Origin of the sequence: Sphingomonas sp. SFZ2018-12 (genome assembly GCF_022496715.1) — a bacterium.
In the GTDB taxonomy this organism is placed as follows: domain Bacteria; phylum Pseudomonadota; class Alphaproteobacteria; order Sphingomonadales; family Sphingomonadaceae; genus Sphingomonas.
In genome coordinates this window covers 496745-514528 of record NZ_WTFM01000001.1, presented here as the reverse complement: position 1 = coordinate 514528, position 17784 = coordinate 496745, and the positions used below count along the sequence as shown (strand labels likewise).

The window sequence follows — 17784 nt, the reverse complement described above, 5'->3', positions numbered from 1 at the left end:
TGCGCGCTGCGGCCGAGTTACTCCGCCAGATGCGCCCGCAACCGCCGCGCCGACCACCACACGAACAGCATGACGACCGGCACCAGCCCGGCCATCACCAGCGGCTTCAGCTTCTCGCCTGCCAGCGGATAGATGACATAGGCGAGCAGCGCGATCAGGTAATAGCTGATCGCCACCACCGACAGCCCCTCGACCGCCTGCTGCAGGCGCAGCTGCAACCGGGTGCGCTGGTCCATCGACGCGAGCAGGTCGCGATTCTGCTTGGCGAGCGCGATGTCGATGCGCGTGCGCAGCAGCGAGCTGGTCCACGCCGCGCGCTGCTGCAGATCCTCGAGCCGCCGCACGAAACTCTCGCACGTTCGCACCGCCGGCGTCAGCCGCCGCTCGGTGAAGTCCGCCAGCGTCTGGTAGCCGCGCACCGCCCCGACATGCAGGCTGCGCAGCCGCTCCAGGCTCAGCTCCGCATAGGCGCGCGTCGCCGACATGCGATAGCGCGTCGACGCCACGATCCGCGCCAGCTCGGCCGACACGAAAGTCAGCTCGTCGAGCAGCCCGTCGTCGCTTGATGCGCGCTCCGACACTTCGTGGGTCAGCACCGACAGGCGCTGTTCGAGCGCCGATACCTCGGTCGTCAGCTTCTGCGCGATCGGCAGGCCGAGGAGCGCCATGTTGCGATAGTTGCCGAGTTCCTGGAGCCGCACCACCATCTGCGCGGCCTCGTCGCCCTCAAGCGACAGGTCGGCAACCAGCAGGCGACCATAGCCGTCAGGATGCAGCATGAAATCGGACATGATCCGCGCCTTGCCATCGGCGACGGTGCACACGGTCAGCGCGCTCGGCTCAAACCACTGCGCCAGCATGTCCCGATCGGGTAGCGGCGTGTCCCTGGCGGCGATCGCGATCTGGGTCGCGCGGATGACCTGGCCCGGCATTTCCGCAATGATTGCTGCGGCCTCTTCGCCAAAGGCCGTGGTCTCGAACGGATCGTCGAATGCGCCTTCGCGCACCAGCGTGATGCTCGCGAACTCGGTATGCCCCTCCCACACCAGCGTTACGCCATCGCCGATCGGCAATACTTCATAGCGCGACCCGTCGAGCACGCGGTGGCCATGGCGCCGGGCGATCGCCGCGACATAGGCGCGGCTGGGACGCGAGCTATGCTCGCCGAGCAGCGCGACGACCTGGACGAGCCGGCAGGGCGAGGTGAAGCGGGGCAGCCGCCGCACGTGCATCTCGGCCGAAAGGCTGGCGCGAAGCGGGTGACTGCGCGCGGTCAAATTGTCCATCGCGCCCCTCCGCTGCCCCCGACCGCCGGTCGGGGGGTTATCCTGCGTTCCTTATTCAGTCGCGGCAGGCGCCTCGGCCGGAGCCGCGTCAGCGGGTGCTTCCGCCACGGTCGAGTCAGTGGCCGGTTCCGTGGGTGACGCCGCCGGGGCGGCCTCCGCCATCGGCGTCGAGCCCGCCACATAGCCCTTGTAGCGTTCGAGCAGCGCCGGGGTGACGCGCAGCGTCGGCGCGCTCGGCAGCATGCTCACCCCGCCAAGCGGCTTGTTGACCCCCTGGTGACAGGTCAGGCAGTTGACCTTGAGCGAGTCGCCGTTCGGCCCTTTGCGATTGGCGGGCATGATCGGCGCCAGCGGATTGAGATGCTGGTTGTTGATCTCGCGCACCATGCGGATGCCGTACCAGGCGAGCGCGCGTTGCGGCCGGCTGTTGCTCCACGACTGGAACGAGTCGGTATTGTGGCAGAAGGTGCAGTTGACCCCCAGCGCGGTCGAGAGATGCATCATGATCGCATAGCTCGCCTCGGCCTGCTTGACCGATTTGCCCCCGGCCACCGGATAGATTCCGGTGTTGTTGACGCGCGAGTTCTGGTCGCCCTGGAGATACATCGAATAGGGGTCATAGGGCAGCGAGGCATAGCCTACCTGCGCCGCCGGCGTGTTCTGCCCGCGCTTGTTGCCACGGATGCCGCCCGACGGATTGTCGCCGCTCGCCCAGACATATGCCGGGATCGCGTTGCCGCGATGGCAGGTGTAACAGGTGACGCCGGTTTCCTTCACATGGCTTTGCCAGTTGGTGTTGATCGACCGCGTCATCACCAGCATCTGCCGTGCGACGTTCTTGGTATATTTTTCGTCCGACGCCAGATTCTCGGGGTTGTGACAGTAATTGCACCCCTGTTCGGGCGGCGCGACCCACTGGGTGATCTGCGCCATCAGGTGGTTGAAGCGTTCGGCCGACAAGTCGCCGAGCACCTGGACATTCTGATAGGTTTCGGCTGCCGACGGGCCCTCGTCCGCGGGCAGCGGATAGGGATCGTCGGGAATGACCGCCGCTGGCTTGACGTTGTTCACGTCCACCACCTGCGCCATGCCCGTGCCGCGATAGCCGGTCTGCGTGATCTTCTTCGGCCCCAGGTCGCAGGCCCCGAGCGCGAGGCTCAGGCCCGCACCGGCCGCCAGGGTGGCATAAAGCCTCATGCTGCTGCTCATTGCGGTGCTCCAGGCAACGTGGCGGGATCAACCACGCCGGTCGGGGGATATTCGGCGGCATAGCCGCGCTCGATCGCCCACAGATACCAGTTGTCGACGACGGTACCGGTCAACAGGATGCCCAGGCCTCCGGTCAGCGTGGTCAGCACGGCGAACCACCATGCCCAGCGGTGGATCGACTCCATCGTGGCGTTGAAGCCCATGGTCCAGCGCCAGAACAGCGCGCCGCGCTCGGCAGCGGTGCCGCGATCGATGATCTGCTCGATCTCGCGTTCGGCGCCGTACCGGCCGGTCGCCAGGATCGTCGCGCCGTGCATCGCGAACAGCAGCGTCGAACCATAGAGAAAGGCGATCGAAAGCGCATGGAACGGGTTATAGAACAGGTTGCCGTACCGGATCGAGAACGCAGCCGTCCAGTCGAGGTGCGGAAAGATGCCGAACGGCACCGCTTCCGACCAGCTTCCCATCAGCAACGGCCGGATGAAGCCGAGGACGAGGAAGAGGAAGATCGCCGACAGGAAGGCCCAGGCGACGTGAGTGCCCATGCCGAGCGCGCGCGCCCGGATATAGGTGCGTGCCCACCACAACAGGACGCTTGAGGTCAGGAAGAAACCGGCGATCAGCCACCAGCCGCCTTCGGCCAGCGGGACGAACGGGCTGACGCCATATTCGGGCCCGGGCGGCTCGAGCGCCAGCCAGAACAGCTGGCGGACGAACTGGATCGGATCCCAGTTGACCGACGCCCACATGTTGAGGCCGATGATCTCAAAGGCCAGGAAGCCGCAGATGAGCGAGGCGATGCCGAGCCGGCCGAGGTAGATCGGGCCGATCTGGGCGTTGCCGAACTTGCCCATCCAGTAATTGTAGCTGGGCATGCCGGTGCGGGTGAAGGTCGCGTCGGTCATCGGCGGGCCGAATTCCGGCGGCGCGCGCAGCTGAACTTGCGTGAAGAGGTTTTGGTAGCGTGCCATGATCGTTATCCCTCTCAAGCCCAGATCGGCAGGTTGAGCCACCAGGTCCACCATTCGGGCCAGCCACGGGTCCACAGCGGTCCTGAGATGATGATGCACACCGCGCTCCAGAAGCCCGCCGACAGCGCCAGGAACAGGCCGACGCGGTGGATGCCGAGCGTGCCGACCGAATAGCCGATCGTGTCGCGGAAGAACGCGTCCTCATATTCGGGCGATTTCACCTCACCGCCCTTGGGCACGTTGACCGCCGACAGGACGAGCGCGCCGTGCAGCGACAGCGCGAGCGTGGTGGTGAAGAAGAAGCTCACCGCCAGCATGTGCGCGGGGTTATAGTGGAAGTGCAGATACTGGTAGCCGGTGTTCGACACCCAGTCGAGGTGGCTGAAAATCCCGTAGGGAAAGCCGTGGCCCCATGCACCCATCAGCACGGGGCGGATCACCACCAGGCTGATATAGGCGAAGATCGCGACGCCAAAGGCGATCGGCACGTGATAGCCCATGCCGAGCTTGCGGCAGATTTCGACCTCGCGCAGCGCCCAGGAGACAAAGGCGCCGATCGCGCAGATCGTGATGACCTGCCAGAAGCCGCCCTCGCGCAGCGGCGCCAGCGCCAGGCCATAGCTGAGATCCGGCGGCGCGATCGAGATCAGCCAAGGGTTCCAGGTCGGACCCAGCGAGGCTGCGTAAAAGATCAGCAAGGTGCCCAGCAGCGAACAAATCGCGCCGGTGACGCCGAAAAAGCCGACATAAAAGGGTCCGACCCAGAAGTCGAACAAGTCACCGCCGATCAGGGTGCCTCCCCTGACCCGGTATTTTCGCTCGAAGCTCAGCAGTGCCATGACCCAATCCTCCGCGCTCGGGCCCCCCTGGGCCGGCGTCGATGTCGGTTGCAGTTTTCGTCGTCCAGGTGAGGCGAGGCTGGTCGCGCCAGCCCCGCCCGCCCTGTTTCGTCCCCGCGCCCGATGCTGTCCGGATGGCGCGGGGGCGTATTTCCCCGATGCTAGGGAGTGACCGCCGCCGGAGCTTCGGCAACGGCCGGCGTCGCCGGACCGCCGTCAAGCCAGTTGAACCGGTCCGTGCTGAGCAGGATGAAGTGAATCAGCAGGGCCAGCACGAACAGGAAGACCGCGAGCGCAACAAGCGTGCGCCGGGGGTCGAATATCAGCCACATTCTCCACATGATGTGGTCCTCCTTCTTATGCCAGGAAGGCGGTGATCGTGGCTTGCGCCACGGCAACGCCGTCAGAAATCATCGCGTAGCCGTTGGGGCCGGGAATCCACGGCCGCCAGCTCCACACCAGGAAGTGCGCGATGATGGCGATAACCGTGAAGCCGATGAAGCTGCTGATGAACAGCTTGTGGAACTCCTTGGCTTCTTCTGGGGTCAGGTAGGTTCCTGGCCCCATCCTTTCGTCTCTGTGGTCGCTCATGTCGTTCGTCTCCAAATATTCGGACGAGGAGGGGAGCCCGGAACGTGCTCCCAGTCATCACGGCGGATGCTGTCCCGCCGCGATTGGTGGACCGCCAGCACCCGGTCGGGCGCGGGGCGGAAAAGGCTGCGCGCGCTCATGCGACGCGGCTTTCGGTCAGCGCCTGTGACAGCAGCTGTTCGGTGACGACGGACTGGCCGGCGCGGCGCGCCGCGCGTTCGGCGGCGTCGCGGATGCGCTTTGCGGCGGAAATGCGGACCAGCACCGGCTCGCGCTCGACCGCCGCGTCCAAACCGGCCTTGGCCGCATCATCCCAGCCGATTTCGGCAAGGTTGCGCGCCGGCGTCGCATCGACCTGGTCAAGCTGGCCCGCGAGCGGCAGGATGTGGAACAGCGCATCGAACAGCGCATTGCACACTTCCTGGATCAGATAGGTCGCGCCCGCATAGCCCATGAAGGGCGTGCCGGTGTGGCGGCGGATCACCGCGCCCGGAAAGCTGGCCGGCACATAGACGCCGCGCCCGCCCGCCTCGGCCATGTACATGCGTTCGTTGAAGCTGCCGAACAGGACCAGCGGGGGGTTGGTCGCAATCGCCTGTTTGACCGACTGATTGTCGGTCTTGACGCCCGCCGTCCGCCCATAGGCGAAGGTGCAGGGCAGCCCCATGTCCTCCTCCAGGAACTTGCGAATGCCGCGGGCATAGGTTTCGGTCGCGACGATCCCGAAGCTCGCGGTGCCGAAGAAATCCTGGGTGACCGAGCGCCACAGGTCCCACAGCGGCTTGATCGTCGTGTGCTTCTCGCGCTCGATGAACGGCTCGGGATCAAGCCCGGTCAGCTCGCCCAGCTTGCGCAGGAACAGGGTCGTGGATTCAAGCCCGATCGGCGCCTGCAGATAGGGCCGCTCCAGCGTCTCGCAGAGGTTGCGGCCGAACTCGCGATACATGCAGACATTGACCTCGGCATCGCCGAGCTTGCGGATGTCGGCCAGGTGGCTGCCCAGCGGAAAGACCAGGTTGATCTCCGCCCCGATGCCCTCGACCAGCCGGCGGATCTCCGCCAGATCGCTCGGCATGTTGAAGGTGCCGTACATCGGCCCGATCAGGTTGACCTTGGGCTTTGCGCCGTCCTTGCGCGGGCGCAGGGCGGGCACCTTCTTGGGCCCGAACTGGGTCCACAGCCAGGTCAGCGCGCGATCGGCGGCTTGCCACTGGTCCTCGTCGATGGTGCGCGGCAGGAACCGGACGACGTTGGTCCCCTCCGGCGTGACCCCGCCGCCGATCATCTCGGCGATCGACCCGGTGACGACGACGGCGGGCAGATCGGGGTCCAGCGTCTTCCACGCCCGGCGCATTGCACCTTCGGTGCCGTCGCGGCCCAGTTCCTGTTCGGACAGGCCGGTGACGACGATCGGCAACTCGTGCGGCGGCAGCGCGTCGGTATAGTGGAGCACCGAGGTGACGGGCAGGTTCTCGCAGCCCACCGGCCCGTCGATGATGACCTGAAGCCCCTTGATCGCGGTAAAGGCGTAGACCGCGCCCCAATAGCCGCCCGCACGGTCGTGATCGATGATGTACGTCATACGCCCACCGCCTCGACCGCCTTCGCGGCCGCGATCCGGCGGGCGGCGTATTTCGCCTTGAAATCCGAATGATCCGCCGGGGTGGTTTCCCATACCCCAGCGGCATCGCCGGCGCCCACACCCTCGAAGAACGCAGTCATCCGGTCGAAGCGCGCCTGGTTGCCCAGCGCCGCATTGACCACGGTCGCCAGGCTGCCCGCACCCGCCGGACCCATCAGCGGCCGCGCCGAGATGAGGTTGGTGAAATAGAGCGAGGGGATCGAGCTTGACTTCGCGTGCTGCACCACCGGCGTCGTGCCGATCGCCAGGTCGGGGCGATGTTCCTCGACCGCCGCGATGTCCTGCTCCAGGCTGGCGCGATACTGGATGCGCACGCCCCGGGCTTCCAGCCACTCGCGATCGGGGTCCGACCAGCGGGTGCGCGGGCAGGCGGTGCCGACATAGGGCACGTCCGCGCCGCTTTCGATCAGCAGCCGCGCGACCAGCAGTTCCGAACCTTCATAGCCCGACACCGTGATCCGCCCCTTGATCGGACGCGCGGCGAGCGCGGCCTGGATCGCGGGCAGGAAGCGGTTCTTGGCCGCGTCGACCTTGTCCTGTGCAATGCCACAGGCTGCACCGATCGCGTCGAGCCAGGCGGCGGTGCCGTCGACGCCCACTGGCGCCGACCCGACGACGCTGCGTCCCGCCGCTTCGAACTCGCGCACGCTGGCGGTATAGAAGGGATGGATCGCCGCCACCGCCGCGCAGTCGAGCGCGGCATAGAGCTCGCGCCATTCGCGGGTCGGGACGACCGGGCCGGCCGCGAGGCCCAGGGGTTCCAGCATCAAGCCGATACCCGGTGGGTCGGCGGGGAACATCTCACCCAGGAGAGTCACCGTCGGCCGGTCCGATCGTTCGCGGGGCGCGGCAACCGGGCCGGCCTCGGCCTCGGTCCGCGCATAATTCAGCATGGCGCCGGCCAGGACGTCCTTGGCCTCGGCATGGGTCGGCACGCCGAACCCCGGCACGTCGATGCCGATGATCCGCACGCCGTTGATCTGGTCGGGCAACAGCTGCAGCGGCACGCCGCTCGCGGTCGGCACGCACAAATTGGTGACGACGATGGTGTCGTAGAGCGCCGGGTCGGCAAGGTTCTCGACGGCTTCCTTGATGTCCTCGAACAGCTTGCCCGTGACGAGCGTCTCCGAGCTGAACGGGACATAGCCGACGCTGCGCCGCGCGCCATAGAAATGGCTGGTGAAGGTCAGGCCATAGACGCAGCAGGCCGAGCCGGAGAGCACGGTCGCGGTCCGCCGCATGCGCAGGCCGACGCGCAGGCTGCCGAATGCCGGGCACATCGATTGGGGCTGGTCATGCGGGCCCTGTGGATAATCCTGTGCATAACGGGTGAGCACGTCCGACTTGCCCGCCTGCACCGCCGCCGCGCGCAGCGTGTCACCGCTGGCACAGCCCCCCCTCGACCGCGATGCGATCCGGAGTGCGCGAGGCGTTGGATGCGGGGGCGGTCATGCCGATCAAACCGCGTCGTACACGACTTCGAGGCTGGGCTTGGTGACGAACGGTTTGCCGCGCATGTCCGCCTGGGTGGCGGGGCGCAGCGTCACGTTGCCGCCGGTATCCTCGGGCTTGAACAGGCCGAGCAGCCCGTCCTGGTCCAGCGGCCGCGGCTGGACCGGCGGCGCTTCGGCGACGTTCTTCGCCAGGTCCGCGAACAGCGAGCCCCATTCGCTCTCGGGCGTGCCGATGATCTGGTAATTGGCCGACTTGCGGCGGATGTCCTCATTGGCGGGGATCGCGCAGAGCGTCGGGATGCCGATCGCCTGGGCAAAGGCCTGCGCCTCGCCGGTGCCGTCATCCTTGTTGATGATCATGCCGGCGACGCCGACATTGCCGCCCATCTTGCGGAAATACTCGACCGCCTTGCAGACATTGTTGGCGACGTAGAGCGACTGGAGGTCGTTCGACGCGACGACGATCACCTTCTGGCACATGTCCCGCGCGATCGGCAGGCCGAAGCCGCCGCAGACCACGTCGCCCAGGAAGTCGAGCAGGACATAGTCGAAGCCCCATTCGTGGAAGCCCAGCTTTTCCAGCGTCTCGAACCCGTGGATGATCCCGCGTCCGCCGCAGCCGCGCCCGACTTCCGGCCCGCCCAGTTCCATCGCGAACACGCCGTCACGCTGGAAACAGACATCCTCGATGCCGATTTCCTCGCCCGCCAGCTTCTTCGCCGAAGAGGTTTCGATGATCGTCGGGGTCGACTTTCCGCCGAACAACAGGCTGGTCGTATCGCTCTTCGGATCACAGCCGATCAGCAGCACGCGCTTGCCCTGCTGCGCCATCATGTAGGAGAGATTGGCCAGCGCGAAGGACTTGCCCGACCCGCCCTTGCCATAGATCGCGATGATCTGGGTTTCCTTGGTCACCGGACCGCTGGGAACGGGATCGGGCTCGTGCGACGCTTCCTCGCGCAGCTGGCCCGGATCGAGCATGCTCATTGGGTTCTCCAGTCGAGCACCATCTTGCGGCACTCAGGGTCGGTAAAGGCTGCGGGATAGGCCTGGTCGGCCTGCGTCGCGGGGCGGATGTGGCTGATCAGCCCGTCGAGCTCGAGCAGCCCGCAATCGATCAAGCGGGTCACCGCGGCGATGTCGGCGGGCGTGAATTCGGCGGAGATGCGCAGCCGCGCCTCGCGCATGAAGGCGGGCGGAAAGGCGAAGCTCAGGCGATCGTAGAAGCCGGCAAGGACGATCTCGCCCCCCTTGGCCAGCCGCCCGATCAGGCCGTCGAGCCCGGCGCCGTCGCCGCTGGCATCGATGATCGCGCGATAGTCGCGGCGCGCGTCGGCATCGGGGTGGATGACGTCATAATCCAGCGCGTCGCGCCGGTCGGCGCGGGTTTCCCACACGGTCGGCTTGTCGGCACCACAGGCGATCGCGATCCGCGCGGTCAGCGCGCCGAGCACGCCGTGCCCGACGATCAGCTCGGGCGTGCTGCCCGCCGCGATGGCATGATAGGCGGTCGCCGCGAGCGCGATCAGCACGCCATCGCTGCCCAGCGATTCGGCGACGGGCATCGCCCGCGCAGAAGGCAGGATGACGGTGGAGGCACTGCCGCCGAAAAGGCCCCGGGCCCGGCTGTAACAGGTCGCACCCGGCACGAAGACCCATTCGCCGATCCGCGCGCGCACATCAGCCCCGGCGTCGACGACGCGGCCGACCGATTCATATCCCGGGACCAGCGGATAACCCATCCCCGGAAAGGTCGGCATCCGACCGGTCCACAACAGCTTCTCGGTGCCCGAGCTGACGCCGCTATAGGCGATTTCGACCCGGACGTCGCCGCAGCCCATCGGGTCGAGGTCAAGGGGGCGTACTGACAGGCGCTCCGGCGCCTCCAATATCACTGCAAGCGCTTTCATGGCGCTCTCCCCAATTATAGGAACCCCCAGTGGGTTTCCCGATAAGTGTCAGTCTAGCTGGACAGTAGTGATTGTCAATCTGACTTTACGCTTGGATCGTTACCGCGAAGCAATGATCATAGAAGCTGTGACCGGCATTGCGGTTTGAATGCGCCGTATTTGCGTGAAACCACTTGCGGCCAGCATCGCCTTGATTTCGCGTGCCGGGCGTGGACGGCCGGATCCCATGGCCAGGAGATACCAGCCGAAATAGGCGTCCCCCATGGCGCGGGCCGATGGCGTATCGGCCATCGGTTCGGCGATGACCACCCGTCCCCCGGCGGGCAGTGCTGCATGAACATTGCGCAGCAATTGCTGTGCAGGTTCATCGTCGTGATCGTGCAGGATGCGGACCAGCGTGATGCAGTCGGCGCCTTGCGGCAGGGGATCGGCAAGGAAGCTGCCGCGATGGAGTCGCACCCGATCCGCCACGCCTGCCGACGCCAGCCGCGCCGCCGCGCGGTCGACGACCGACGGCAGGTCGAACAGCGCGAGTTCCGGCCCGTCGACTCGCGCCGCCAGCCGGGCGAGGAACGCGCCCTCGCCGCCGCCCACATCCATCACCCGCCGATGGCGGCCGAATCGATAGGCGTCGATCACCTGGTCGGCGACCATGGGTTGCGACGCCGCCATCAGCGCGGAATATTCGGCGACCTCCTGTGCGCTGCCGGTGCCCGTGGCGCGCGCATAACGCCAATATTCCGACAATTCGCCCGCGCCGCCGCGTCGCAGCAGCGCCAGCGGATCAGCCAGGTCGGCATAAAGATGGTGATGGTGGCGCACCATCTCCGCGATCCCGGCATTGCCGCGCAGCGCCGCGCCCGCCTGGCCCAGCGTCCAGCGTCCGTCATTCAGGCGCTCGGTCAGGTCGATCGCCGCCGCGGCCTTCAACAGTCGCTCGGCGCCTTCGGTCGACAGGTCGGCCTGCCCGGCGAGCGACTCGACGTCGCGGGGCGCTTCGGCCAGCCGGTCGAGCCAGCCGGTTTCAATGACCGCCGCCAGCGTCTGCGAATAGGTGAAGCCGGCGACCAGGTCGAACAGCGCGCGCGCCTTGGCCCGCGCCACCGGGCGGGTGATCGGAAACCGCGCCGCGAACCGCTGAAATCCCGGGCTTGCCAGCATGGCGTTGCGCCACATGATCCAGCGCGTCCGCCACGCCATCGCCGCCCCCCTCACCCGCCGGATCCCGCACGCCGATCAAGGACGGACGTGTGGAATGGACAAACCATATGTCCAACGGTTTTGACACATGTTAGCATCGGGTCAATCGCGATCGCATCGCCGGGCGGCTGTCGGCCGCACCTGCGATGCCGCACAGGAGGGACGCGACCGGCGCGACATGGCGGATCGGGTGATCATCATTGGCGCAGGCATGGGCGGGCTGGTCGCGGCCGCGCTTTGTGCCGCGCGGGGGGATCATGTCACCGTGGTCGAGGCGCAGGCGGGGCCGGGCGGCAAGCTGCGCGCGATCGATGTGGCGGGCGACGCCGTCGACGCCGGTCCGACCGTATTCACCTTGCGCGACACCTTTGCCGCGATCTTCGCCGAATGCGGGGCGTCGATCGACGATTACCTGACCGTGCGCCCCGCCGCACTGCTCGCCCGGCACGGCTGGGGCGCGGACGCGCGGCTCGACCTGTTCGCGGATCCGGCCGCCAGCGAAGCGGCGATCGGCGATTTCGCGGGGGCCGGCGAAGCGCGCGGCTATCGCGCCTTTCGGGCCGAGACCCAGCGCATCTTCGACGCGCTCGAACCGAGCTTCCTTCACGCACCGAAGACCGATCCGTTGACGCTGACCTGGCGAATCGCGCGCCATCGCCCGGCCAGCGCGTTCAACCTCAGGCCCTATGAATCGATGTGGAAGGCGCTGGGCGGCTATTTCCGCGATTCACGCCTGCGCCAGTTGTTCGGGCGTTACGCCACCTATTGCGGCTCGTCGCCCTTTGCCTGTCCCGCCACCCTGATGCTGATCGCGCATGTCGAGGCCCGCGGCGTGTGGCTCATCGACGGTGGCATGCACGCGCTTGCCCGCGCCCTCGAATCGCTGGGCCGGTCGCTCGGCGTCACCTATCGCTACGACAGCCCGGTGGCGGCGATCACCGTCGCGCACGGCCGCGCGAGCGGCGTCGGCCTGGCGTCGGGCGAGCATCTCGCCGCGCGCGCCGTCATCTGCAACGCCGATCCCGCCGCGATTGCAGCCGGACGGTTCGGTCCCGCCGCCGCCGGCGCGGTCGCCGCGGTGCCTCCCGCAGCGCGATCGCTGGGCGCATTCGTCTGGCTGGCGCGCGCCACGGCAACCGGATTCCCGTTGGTTCGCCACAATGTCCTGTTTTCCAACGACTATCCGGCCGAGTTTACTGCGCTGGGCCACAACCGGCTGGCGGGCGACCCCACCGTCTATGTCTGCGCACAGGATCGCGACGACATCGGTGCCTGCGCCCGGGACGGCGCGGCCGAACGCTTTCAGATCATCGTCAATGCCCCGCCGCGCGGCGACCGGGGCGGCTTTTCCCCGTCGGAGATCGACCAATGCACGAACGCGATGCGCGATCGGCTATCGCAAGCCGGGCTTTCGCTCGATTTGCAGCCGGAAGCTACCCGGCTTTTGACCCCGACCGAGTTCGAGCAACTGTGCCCGTCGACGGGTGGAGCCCTTTATGGACGGGCCTCGCACGGGTGGGCGGCATCCTTCCGGCGCCAGGGGAGCCGGACCAGGATCCCTGGGCTCTATTGCGCGGGCGGCAGCACGCACCCGGGCGCGGGCCTGCCGATGGCCGCCCTGTCCGCCAGCCTTGCCGTCGATTGCTGGCGCAAGGACCGCGCTTCGACGTCGCGGTCGATGCCCAGGGCTATGCCTGGTGGTACATCGACGCGAACAGCGACGACGGGCAGTACGGGCTGACGATTATCGCCTTTGTCGGCAGCGTCTTCTCCCCTTACTACAAGCTCACCGGGCGCGGCCGGCCCGACAATCACTGCGCGATCAACATCGCGATGAACGGCCCGCGCGCGGGAGCCTGGGCGATGACGGAGCGCGGGGTCGGGCGGGTCGACCGCAGCGCCGACCATTTTCAAGTCGGGCCCAGTGCGATGCGGTGGGACGGCGACTGCCTGACCATCGACATCGACGAATGGTCGGCGCCCCTGCCCTATCGCGTGCGCGGACGCATCCGGCTGTGGCCCGAGATGATCGCGACCACCGCCTTTGCGCTCGATCCCGACGCGCGCCACCGCTGGCACCCGGTCAGCCCGCGCGCGCGCGTCGAGGTAACCATGGACCGTCCCGGCGTCAGCTGGTCCGGCCCCGGCTATTTCGACAGCAATTTCGGCGATGAGCCGCTGGAGGCGGGGTTTCGCGACTGGCACTGGTCGCGCGCGCACCTGAAGCGCGACGTCGCGGTCATCTATGAAGGCGTGCGCCGCGACGGTCGGCCCTTCGACCTGGCGCTGCTGTGCGACGGACAGGGCCGATGGCGCGATGTCGAAGCGCCGCCGAGCCAGCGCCTGCCGCGCACAGGCTGGCTGGTCGACCGGCGCACGCGCAGCGACGGCGGCGACGGCGCCCGCGTGCGGCGCACCTGGATCGACGCGCCATTCTACGCGCGCTCGGGCCTGCACACCCGGCTGTTCGGAGAGGACGCATTCGCGGTGCATGAGAGCCTGTCGCTCACCCGCTTCGCCAACCCGGTCATCCAGACCATGCTGCCTTACCGGATGCCGCGCGCGTTATTCTGACGCCGGTGGTCATAAGCTGGCCATGACCCCGGACTTGATCCGGAGTCCCGCTATTTCCTGCGGCAGGTCAAGCAGCGAGACCCCGGATCAAGTCCGGGGCGACGGTTGAAACTTGTGCCAAGTTTGGCTCGTCAAGCCCCTCCCCTTCAGGGGAGGGGTTGGGGTGGGGCCTGTCCGGCACGCACTCCGCTTCAGGCGAAGGGACAATCCGCCAACCGAAGATCAACTCAGGCGTCTGATTCCGGCGTGGGCGGCTTCGCCTTCCGCTTGTCCCTGGCGATCTCGCGATTGACCGACCAATATTGCCACCCGAGAAACGCGAGCACGACGCCGCCGGTGAAGATCAGCTCGATCAGGCCGTAGAGGTTTGAATGCATAGGCCGGCTCCTATTCCCCTTGTTCCGTTCGTTTCGAGCGCAGTCGAGCAACGGGTCATTCCGTGGCTGACATATCTACGTCCGCCAGCGCGACGCGGATGCGTTCGACCACCCGCGCCGGCGCTTCCTCATGCGCCAGATGGCCCAGCCCGTCGAGCAGCTCGGTGCGCGTGCCGGTCACCATCGCCGCCACCTCGGCCATCGTGCGCGCCGGGATCGCGGCATCGCGATCGCCGTGGAGCAGGGTCAGCGGCACCGAAAGGGCGGGCAGCCGTGCCGCAAACGCCTCCAGGTCCCATTCGGCCATCATCGCGATCGCTGCGCCGCAATGGCCGGGGTCGCTGAACAGCCGCGTGTACAGCGCGACACCCTCCGCATCGATCGTCGATCCCGTGCTGCGCAGCAAGAACCGCGCAACCTCACCCGGACCCTGCGCAATGCGCGAGAAGATATAGGGCGCGAAGGGGTTGGCGAAGAGCAGCTTGGCCAGCGTCGGAAAGATGCGCGCGGCGAGCCCCGGAAAGGGCAGCAGCGCGGCGTTCAGCCCGATCACCGCGCGCGGGGCGACCCATCCGTCAATCGCCAGCCGCACCCCGATCGCCGCGCCCGCCGAATGGCCGATGACCGCCACAGGCTGAACCTGCAACGCGGTGAGCAGGTCGGCGACCGCGCGCGCCATCGCCGGCATTGCAAGCCCACCCGCCGGCCGCCCGGTCGTGAAGCCGTGGCCGGGCAGGTCCATCGCAATGACGGTGAAGTGCTCCGCCAGCAGCGGCATCACCCCGCGCCAGCTGTGCGTGGCCGCGCCTGTGCCGTGGAGCAACAGGACGACCGGGCCCTCGCCCATCGTCTGGACGTGCCAGCGCAGCCGCCCGAGGTTCACGAAACGGCTGGCGTCGCGGTGGGGCCAGTCGCGGCCGTCGCGATCGAAGCGCAGCGTCATGCCTGCACCGCCTTGACCGCGCGGTGCATCTCTCGCGCATCGGCACGCGGCAGCGCCAGATAGCGCGCACGCATGGCAGCCGCGAGCAGCGCCCCCTCCGGCCGGGGCCGTGGCGAGATATCGACGAACGCGCCCGCCACGCCCGCCTCGGCAATCATCCGCGCCGCCGCCTGCGCCTCTGCCTGCGCGCGCGTACGGTCGCCCAGACCGGCCAGCGTCACGTTAGCGCGGCCGTCGGTCAGCACGACGACGAATGGCGTGCGCCCGCGCGCCTTCGCCGCTTGCGCCAGTTCGAGCGCGGCGTGCAGCCCGGCCGCGATCGGCGTGCCGCCCCCGCCGGGCAGCTCGCCCAGCGCCCGGCGCGCGCGCGCCAGCGACCGGGTCGGCGGCAGCAGCAGCTCCGCCCCCTCGCCCCGGAACGCGACCAGCGCGACCTGCGCCCGCTTCACATAGGCTTCGCCCAGCATCAGCTCGACCGCGCCCTTGGCCTCGGCCAGCCGGGCGAGCGCCGCCGATCCCGACGCATCGACCGCAAAGATCGTCGTCGCTTCCGCGCGCGTTTCGAACCGGCGGATGCGCAGGTCGTCCTTGCGGATACGCACGCGCGCATCGTCGCGCCCACGCAGCCGCTGCCACGGCGCCGCCGCGCGGATCGTATCGATCAGGCTGAGACGCAACCCATGACGCGGGATGCCCGCGCGCGTGCCGACCGGCCGTCCGCGCGTCGGGGAGCGCCGCCGCTCGCCCGCGCCGCCCGCGCCCGCCTTGCCGCGCGCCTGGTTCCCCTCGGCAATCGCCGCCAGCATGTCGGGGGGCAGCTGGGCCAGCACCGCGTCGAGCACGACATCGTCGAGCTTTTGCGGCTGCTGCGCATCCTGGCTCTCGTCGGCGGGGCGATCGGAAGACTCTGGCGGCGGCGAGGGCGCATCGGGTTCGGCCGGTTCCGCTTCGGGCGTGTCCGGCAGCCGCGTCGCGCGCGGCACCAGCACCAGCCGCACGGCGAGCGCGACGTCATCGTCGCTCACCACAGCTCGACCGTCCAGCCGCGCCAGCGCGCGCGCTGCCCTGAGGGCGAAGATCGGCGCACGGATCGAGGCGACACCCAGCGCCGCGGCGATGCCGGCCAATGCCTCGACCTGCGCGTCGCCTATCGCGACCGCGCCGACCCACCATACAACTGAGCGGCCTGCAGCGCGGCCAATTTCGCTGAGCCCCGCCCCTTCAGGGGAGGGGTTGGGGTGGGGGCTGTCCATCTGGCGCAGCGCTTGTGGCGCGCGTCCGCCCCCTTCCCCTCCCCTGCAGGGGAAGGGTGAATGACTGCGAACGCCAACGACGTCGAAGGCAAACGCCAGCCGCTCGGTCAGCGCGGGCGCGACGCGCTCATCGCCCTGCCCCTCGTCCAGCGCAATCGTGACGAAGCGCGCGGGCGTGCGCGACGCCATGCCGTCGCGCTCCAGCACGACGTCACCGGTATCGATGACCGCCGCGATCTGGCTGACCACATTGTCCGCGGCACGCTCGGCCATCGGCAGCACGACCGCCCCGCCCGCCGCCTCCGCCAGCAACCCGCGCTGCGCCACCGGCCGGCCGAGCGCCAGCGTGCTGCCCAGGTCCAGCCCGCCGATCAGCCGGTCGAGATCGACATTGCCCGGCACCCGGCGCACCGGCGCATCCGCGCCCAGCCCGGCGCGCACCGCCGCGACGATCGCCTCGGCGATTTCATGCGACGCCCCGCGCAGCGTCATGCCGCCCAGCATCGGGTCGACCGCGCACAATCGCGCGGCGAGCAGCGCATCGGCAATGGGATCGAGTTCCGCCACGGGCGACACGTCGCCCGCCGGGTTCATGCCGCCGCCAGTTCGCCGAGCGCGCGTTCGATGCGCACCGTCGACCCGGTGTCGTCCAGCGGATTGCGGCGCAGCCGGTGCCGGAGCGCCATCGGCGCGACGCGGTCGAGGTGGCTCTCGCGCACTTCGTCCGCCCCCTCGATCGCCGCGAACGCCCGCGCCGCGCGCATCAGCGTCAGTTCGCCGCGCAGGCCATCGACGCCGACCGCGCCACAGATCATCGCCGCGCGCGCCAGGATCGCGTCGGGCATCGTCACCGCGCCCAGCCGCTCGCGCCCCTTGGCGATGCGGCGCAGCGTCTTGCGCTCCGCCTTGTCCCAGGCGGCGGTGAAGCCGGCGGGATCGCGCTCGAACGCATCGCAGCGCTTCAAAATCTCGACCCGGTCGGGAATGGCGGTGGGCGTGCGCACCTCGACCGCCAAGCCGAAGCGGTCGAGCAATTGCGGGCGCAGCTCGCCTTCCTCCGGATTGCCGCTGCCGATCAGCACGAAGCGCGCCGGGTGGCGCACGCTCAACCCCTCGCGCTCGACCAGATTCTCGCCCGACGCCGCGACGTCGAGCAGCAGGTCGACGATATGGTCCTCAAGCAGGTTGATCTCGTCGATATAGAGGAACCCGCCATGCGCGCGGGCGAGCAGCCCCGGCTCGAACGCCTTGACCCCCTCACCCAGCGCGCGCTCCAGGTCGAGCGCACCGACCACGCGGTCCTCGGTCGCGCCCAGCGGCAGGTCGATGAACGGCACCGGCACCTTGCCCTTTTTCGGGCTGCCGTCCTGAAACCCCGCGTCGCTCGCCGGAATCGGCGGCAGCAGCGCGGCCAGCGCGCGCACCGCGGTCGACTTGCCCGTACCGCGGTCGCCAAACACCATCACGCCCCCTATCTTGGGGTCGACCGCGCTCATCAGCAGGGCGAACTTCATCTCGTCCTGCCCGACGATCGC

The 17784-nt window shown here is 68.4% G+C and carries 17 protein-coding genes; 2 read left to right on the top strand and 15 right to left on the bottom strand.

Features of this window, described 5'->3' with window-relative positions; all coding sequences use genetic code 11:
- Nucleotides 1-17 precede the first annotated feature (17 nt).
- The 11 genes from GO308_RS02410 to GO308_RS02360 all read right to left on the bottom strand — a co-directional run bounded on the left by GO308_RS02410 (nt 18) and on the right by GO308_RS02360 (nt 11102).
- The gene (locus GO308_RS02410) at nt 18-1286 is read right to left on the bottom strand and encodes a DUF3422 domain-containing protein (protein ID WP_240883693.1); all 1269 of its coding nucleotides are present in this window, start codon (nt 1284-1286) and stop codon (nt 18-20) included.
- A 51-nt stretch (nt 1287-1337) separates the two neighbouring features.
- Nucleotides 1338-2495: a photosynthetic reaction center cytochrome PufC gene (gene pufC, locus GO308_RS02405; RefSeq protein ID WP_082731799.1), complete on the bottom strand. Its 1158-nt coding sequence runs from the start codon at nt 2493-2495 to the stop codon at nt 1338-1340.
- On the bottom strand, nt 2492-3466 hold the full coding sequence (gene pufM, locus GO308_RS02400) for a photosynthetic reaction center subunit M (RefSeq protein ID WP_066482748.1): 975 nt from the start codon (nt 3464-3466) through the stop codon (nt 2492-2494). Before pufM ends, pufC begins: the two co-directional genes overlap by 4 nt.
- 14 nt (nt 3467-3480) lie before the next feature.
- On the bottom strand, nt 3481-4305 hold the full coding sequence (gene pufL, locus GO308_RS02395) for a photosynthetic reaction center subunit L (RefSeq protein ID WP_066482749.1): 825 nt from the start codon (nt 4303-4305) through the stop codon (nt 3481-3483).
- Nucleotides 4306-4466: 161 nt separating this feature from the next.
- A complete protein-coding gene (pufA, locus tag GO308_RS02390) occupies nt 4467-4646 on the bottom strand; it encodes a light-harvesting antenna LH1, alpha subunit (RefSeq protein ID WP_066482750.1) in 180 nt (59 codons plus the stop codon).
- A gap of 16 nt (nt 4647-4662) precedes the next feature.
- The gene (gene pufB / locus GO308_RS02385; RefSeq protein WP_066482752.1) at nt 4663-4896 is read right to left on the bottom strand and encodes a light-harvesting antenna LH1, beta subunit; all 234 of its coding nucleotides are present in this window, start codon (nt 4894-4896) and stop codon (nt 4663-4665) included.
- Between the two features lie 136 nt (nt 4897-5032).
- A complete protein-coding gene (gene bchZ, locus GO308_RS02380; protein ID WP_066482754.1) occupies nt 5033-6478 on the bottom strand; it encodes a chlorophyllide a reductase subunit Z in 1446 nt (481 codons plus the stop codon).
- Nucleotides 6475-7818 (bottom strand): chlorophyllide a reductase subunit Y, encoded by a 1344-nt coding sequence (bchY, locus tag GO308_RS02375; RefSeq protein WP_066550531.1) that lies wholly within the window; start codon nt 7816-7818, stop codon nt 6475-6477. The genes bchZ and bchY overlap by 4 nt, the downstream gene beginning before the upstream one ends.
- Before the next feature lie 177 nt (nt 7819-7995).
- Nucleotides 7996-8979, bottom strand: a complete 984-nt coding sequence (locus GO308_RS02370) for a chlorophyllide a reductase iron protein subunit X (RefSeq protein ID WP_066482756.1) — start codon at nt 8977-8979, stop codon at nt 7996-7998.
- Nucleotides 8976-9902 carry a chlorophyll synthesis pathway protein BchC gene (bchC, locus tag GO308_RS02365; RefSeq protein WP_066550345.1) on the bottom strand — a complete coding sequence of 309 codons (927 nt, stop codon included), beginning with the start codon at nt 9900-9902 and terminating at the stop codon, nt 8976-8978. The genes GO308_RS02370 and bchC overlap by 4 nt, the downstream gene beginning before the upstream one ends.
- A 99-nt stretch (nt 9903-10001) precedes the next feature.
- The gene (locus GO308_RS02360; protein ID WP_066482760.1) at nt 10002-11102 is read right to left on the bottom strand and encodes a methyltransferase; all 1101 of its coding nucleotides are present in this window, start codon (nt 11100-11102) and stop codon (nt 10002-10004) included.
- A 178-nt stretch (nt 11103-11280) separates the two neighbouring features.
- Between GO308_RS02360 and crtD the strand changes: the two genes are divergently transcribed.
- Nucleotides 11281-12843, top strand: coding sequence for a 1-hydroxycarotenoid 3,4-desaturase CrtD (gene crtD / locus GO308_RS02355; protein WP_240883692.1), 1563 nt, complete (start codon nt 11281-11283; stop codon nt 12841-12843).
- Nucleotides 12744-13676 carry a hydratase gene (locus GO308_RS02350; protein WP_231727536.1) on the top strand — a complete coding sequence of 311 codons (933 nt, stop codon included), beginning with the start codon at nt 12744-12746 and terminating at the stop codon, nt 13674-13676. Before crtD ends, GO308_RS02350 begins: the two co-directional genes overlap by 100 nt.
- A 227-nt stretch (nt 13677-13903) precedes the next feature.
- On the opposite strand, the gene GO308_RS02345 is transcribed toward GO308_RS02350, so the two are convergent.
- The 4 genes from GO308_RS02345 to GO308_RS02330 are packed head-to-tail and all read right to left on the bottom strand — an operon-like array spanning nt 13904 to nt 17763.
- On the bottom strand, nt 13904-14053 hold the full coding sequence (locus tag GO308_RS02345) for a hypothetical protein (RefSeq protein ID WP_156437840.1): 150 nt from the start codon (nt 14051-14053) through the stop codon (nt 13904-13906).
- A 55-nt stretch (nt 14054-14108) separates the two neighbouring features.
- Complete coding sequence (gene bchO / locus GO308_RS02340) at nt 14109-14996, bottom strand: alpha/beta fold hydrolase BchO (RefSeq protein WP_240883691.1); 888 nt, start codon at nt 14994-14996, stop codon at nt 14109-14111.
- Complete coding sequence (locus tag GO308_RS02335; RefSeq protein WP_240883690.1) at nt 14993-16843, bottom strand: magnesium chelatase subunit D; 1851 nt, start codon at nt 16841-16843, stop codon at nt 14993-14995. Before GO308_RS02335 ends, bchO begins: the two co-directional genes overlap by 4 nt.
- Nucleotides 16840-17763 (bottom strand): ATP-binding protein, encoded by a 924-nt coding sequence (locus tag GO308_RS02330; RefSeq protein ID WP_231726074.1) that lies wholly within the window; start codon nt 17761-17763, stop codon nt 16840-16842. The genes GO308_RS02335 and GO308_RS02330 overlap by 4 nt, the downstream gene beginning before the upstream one ends.
- Nucleotides 17764-17784: the final 21 nt, after the last annotated feature.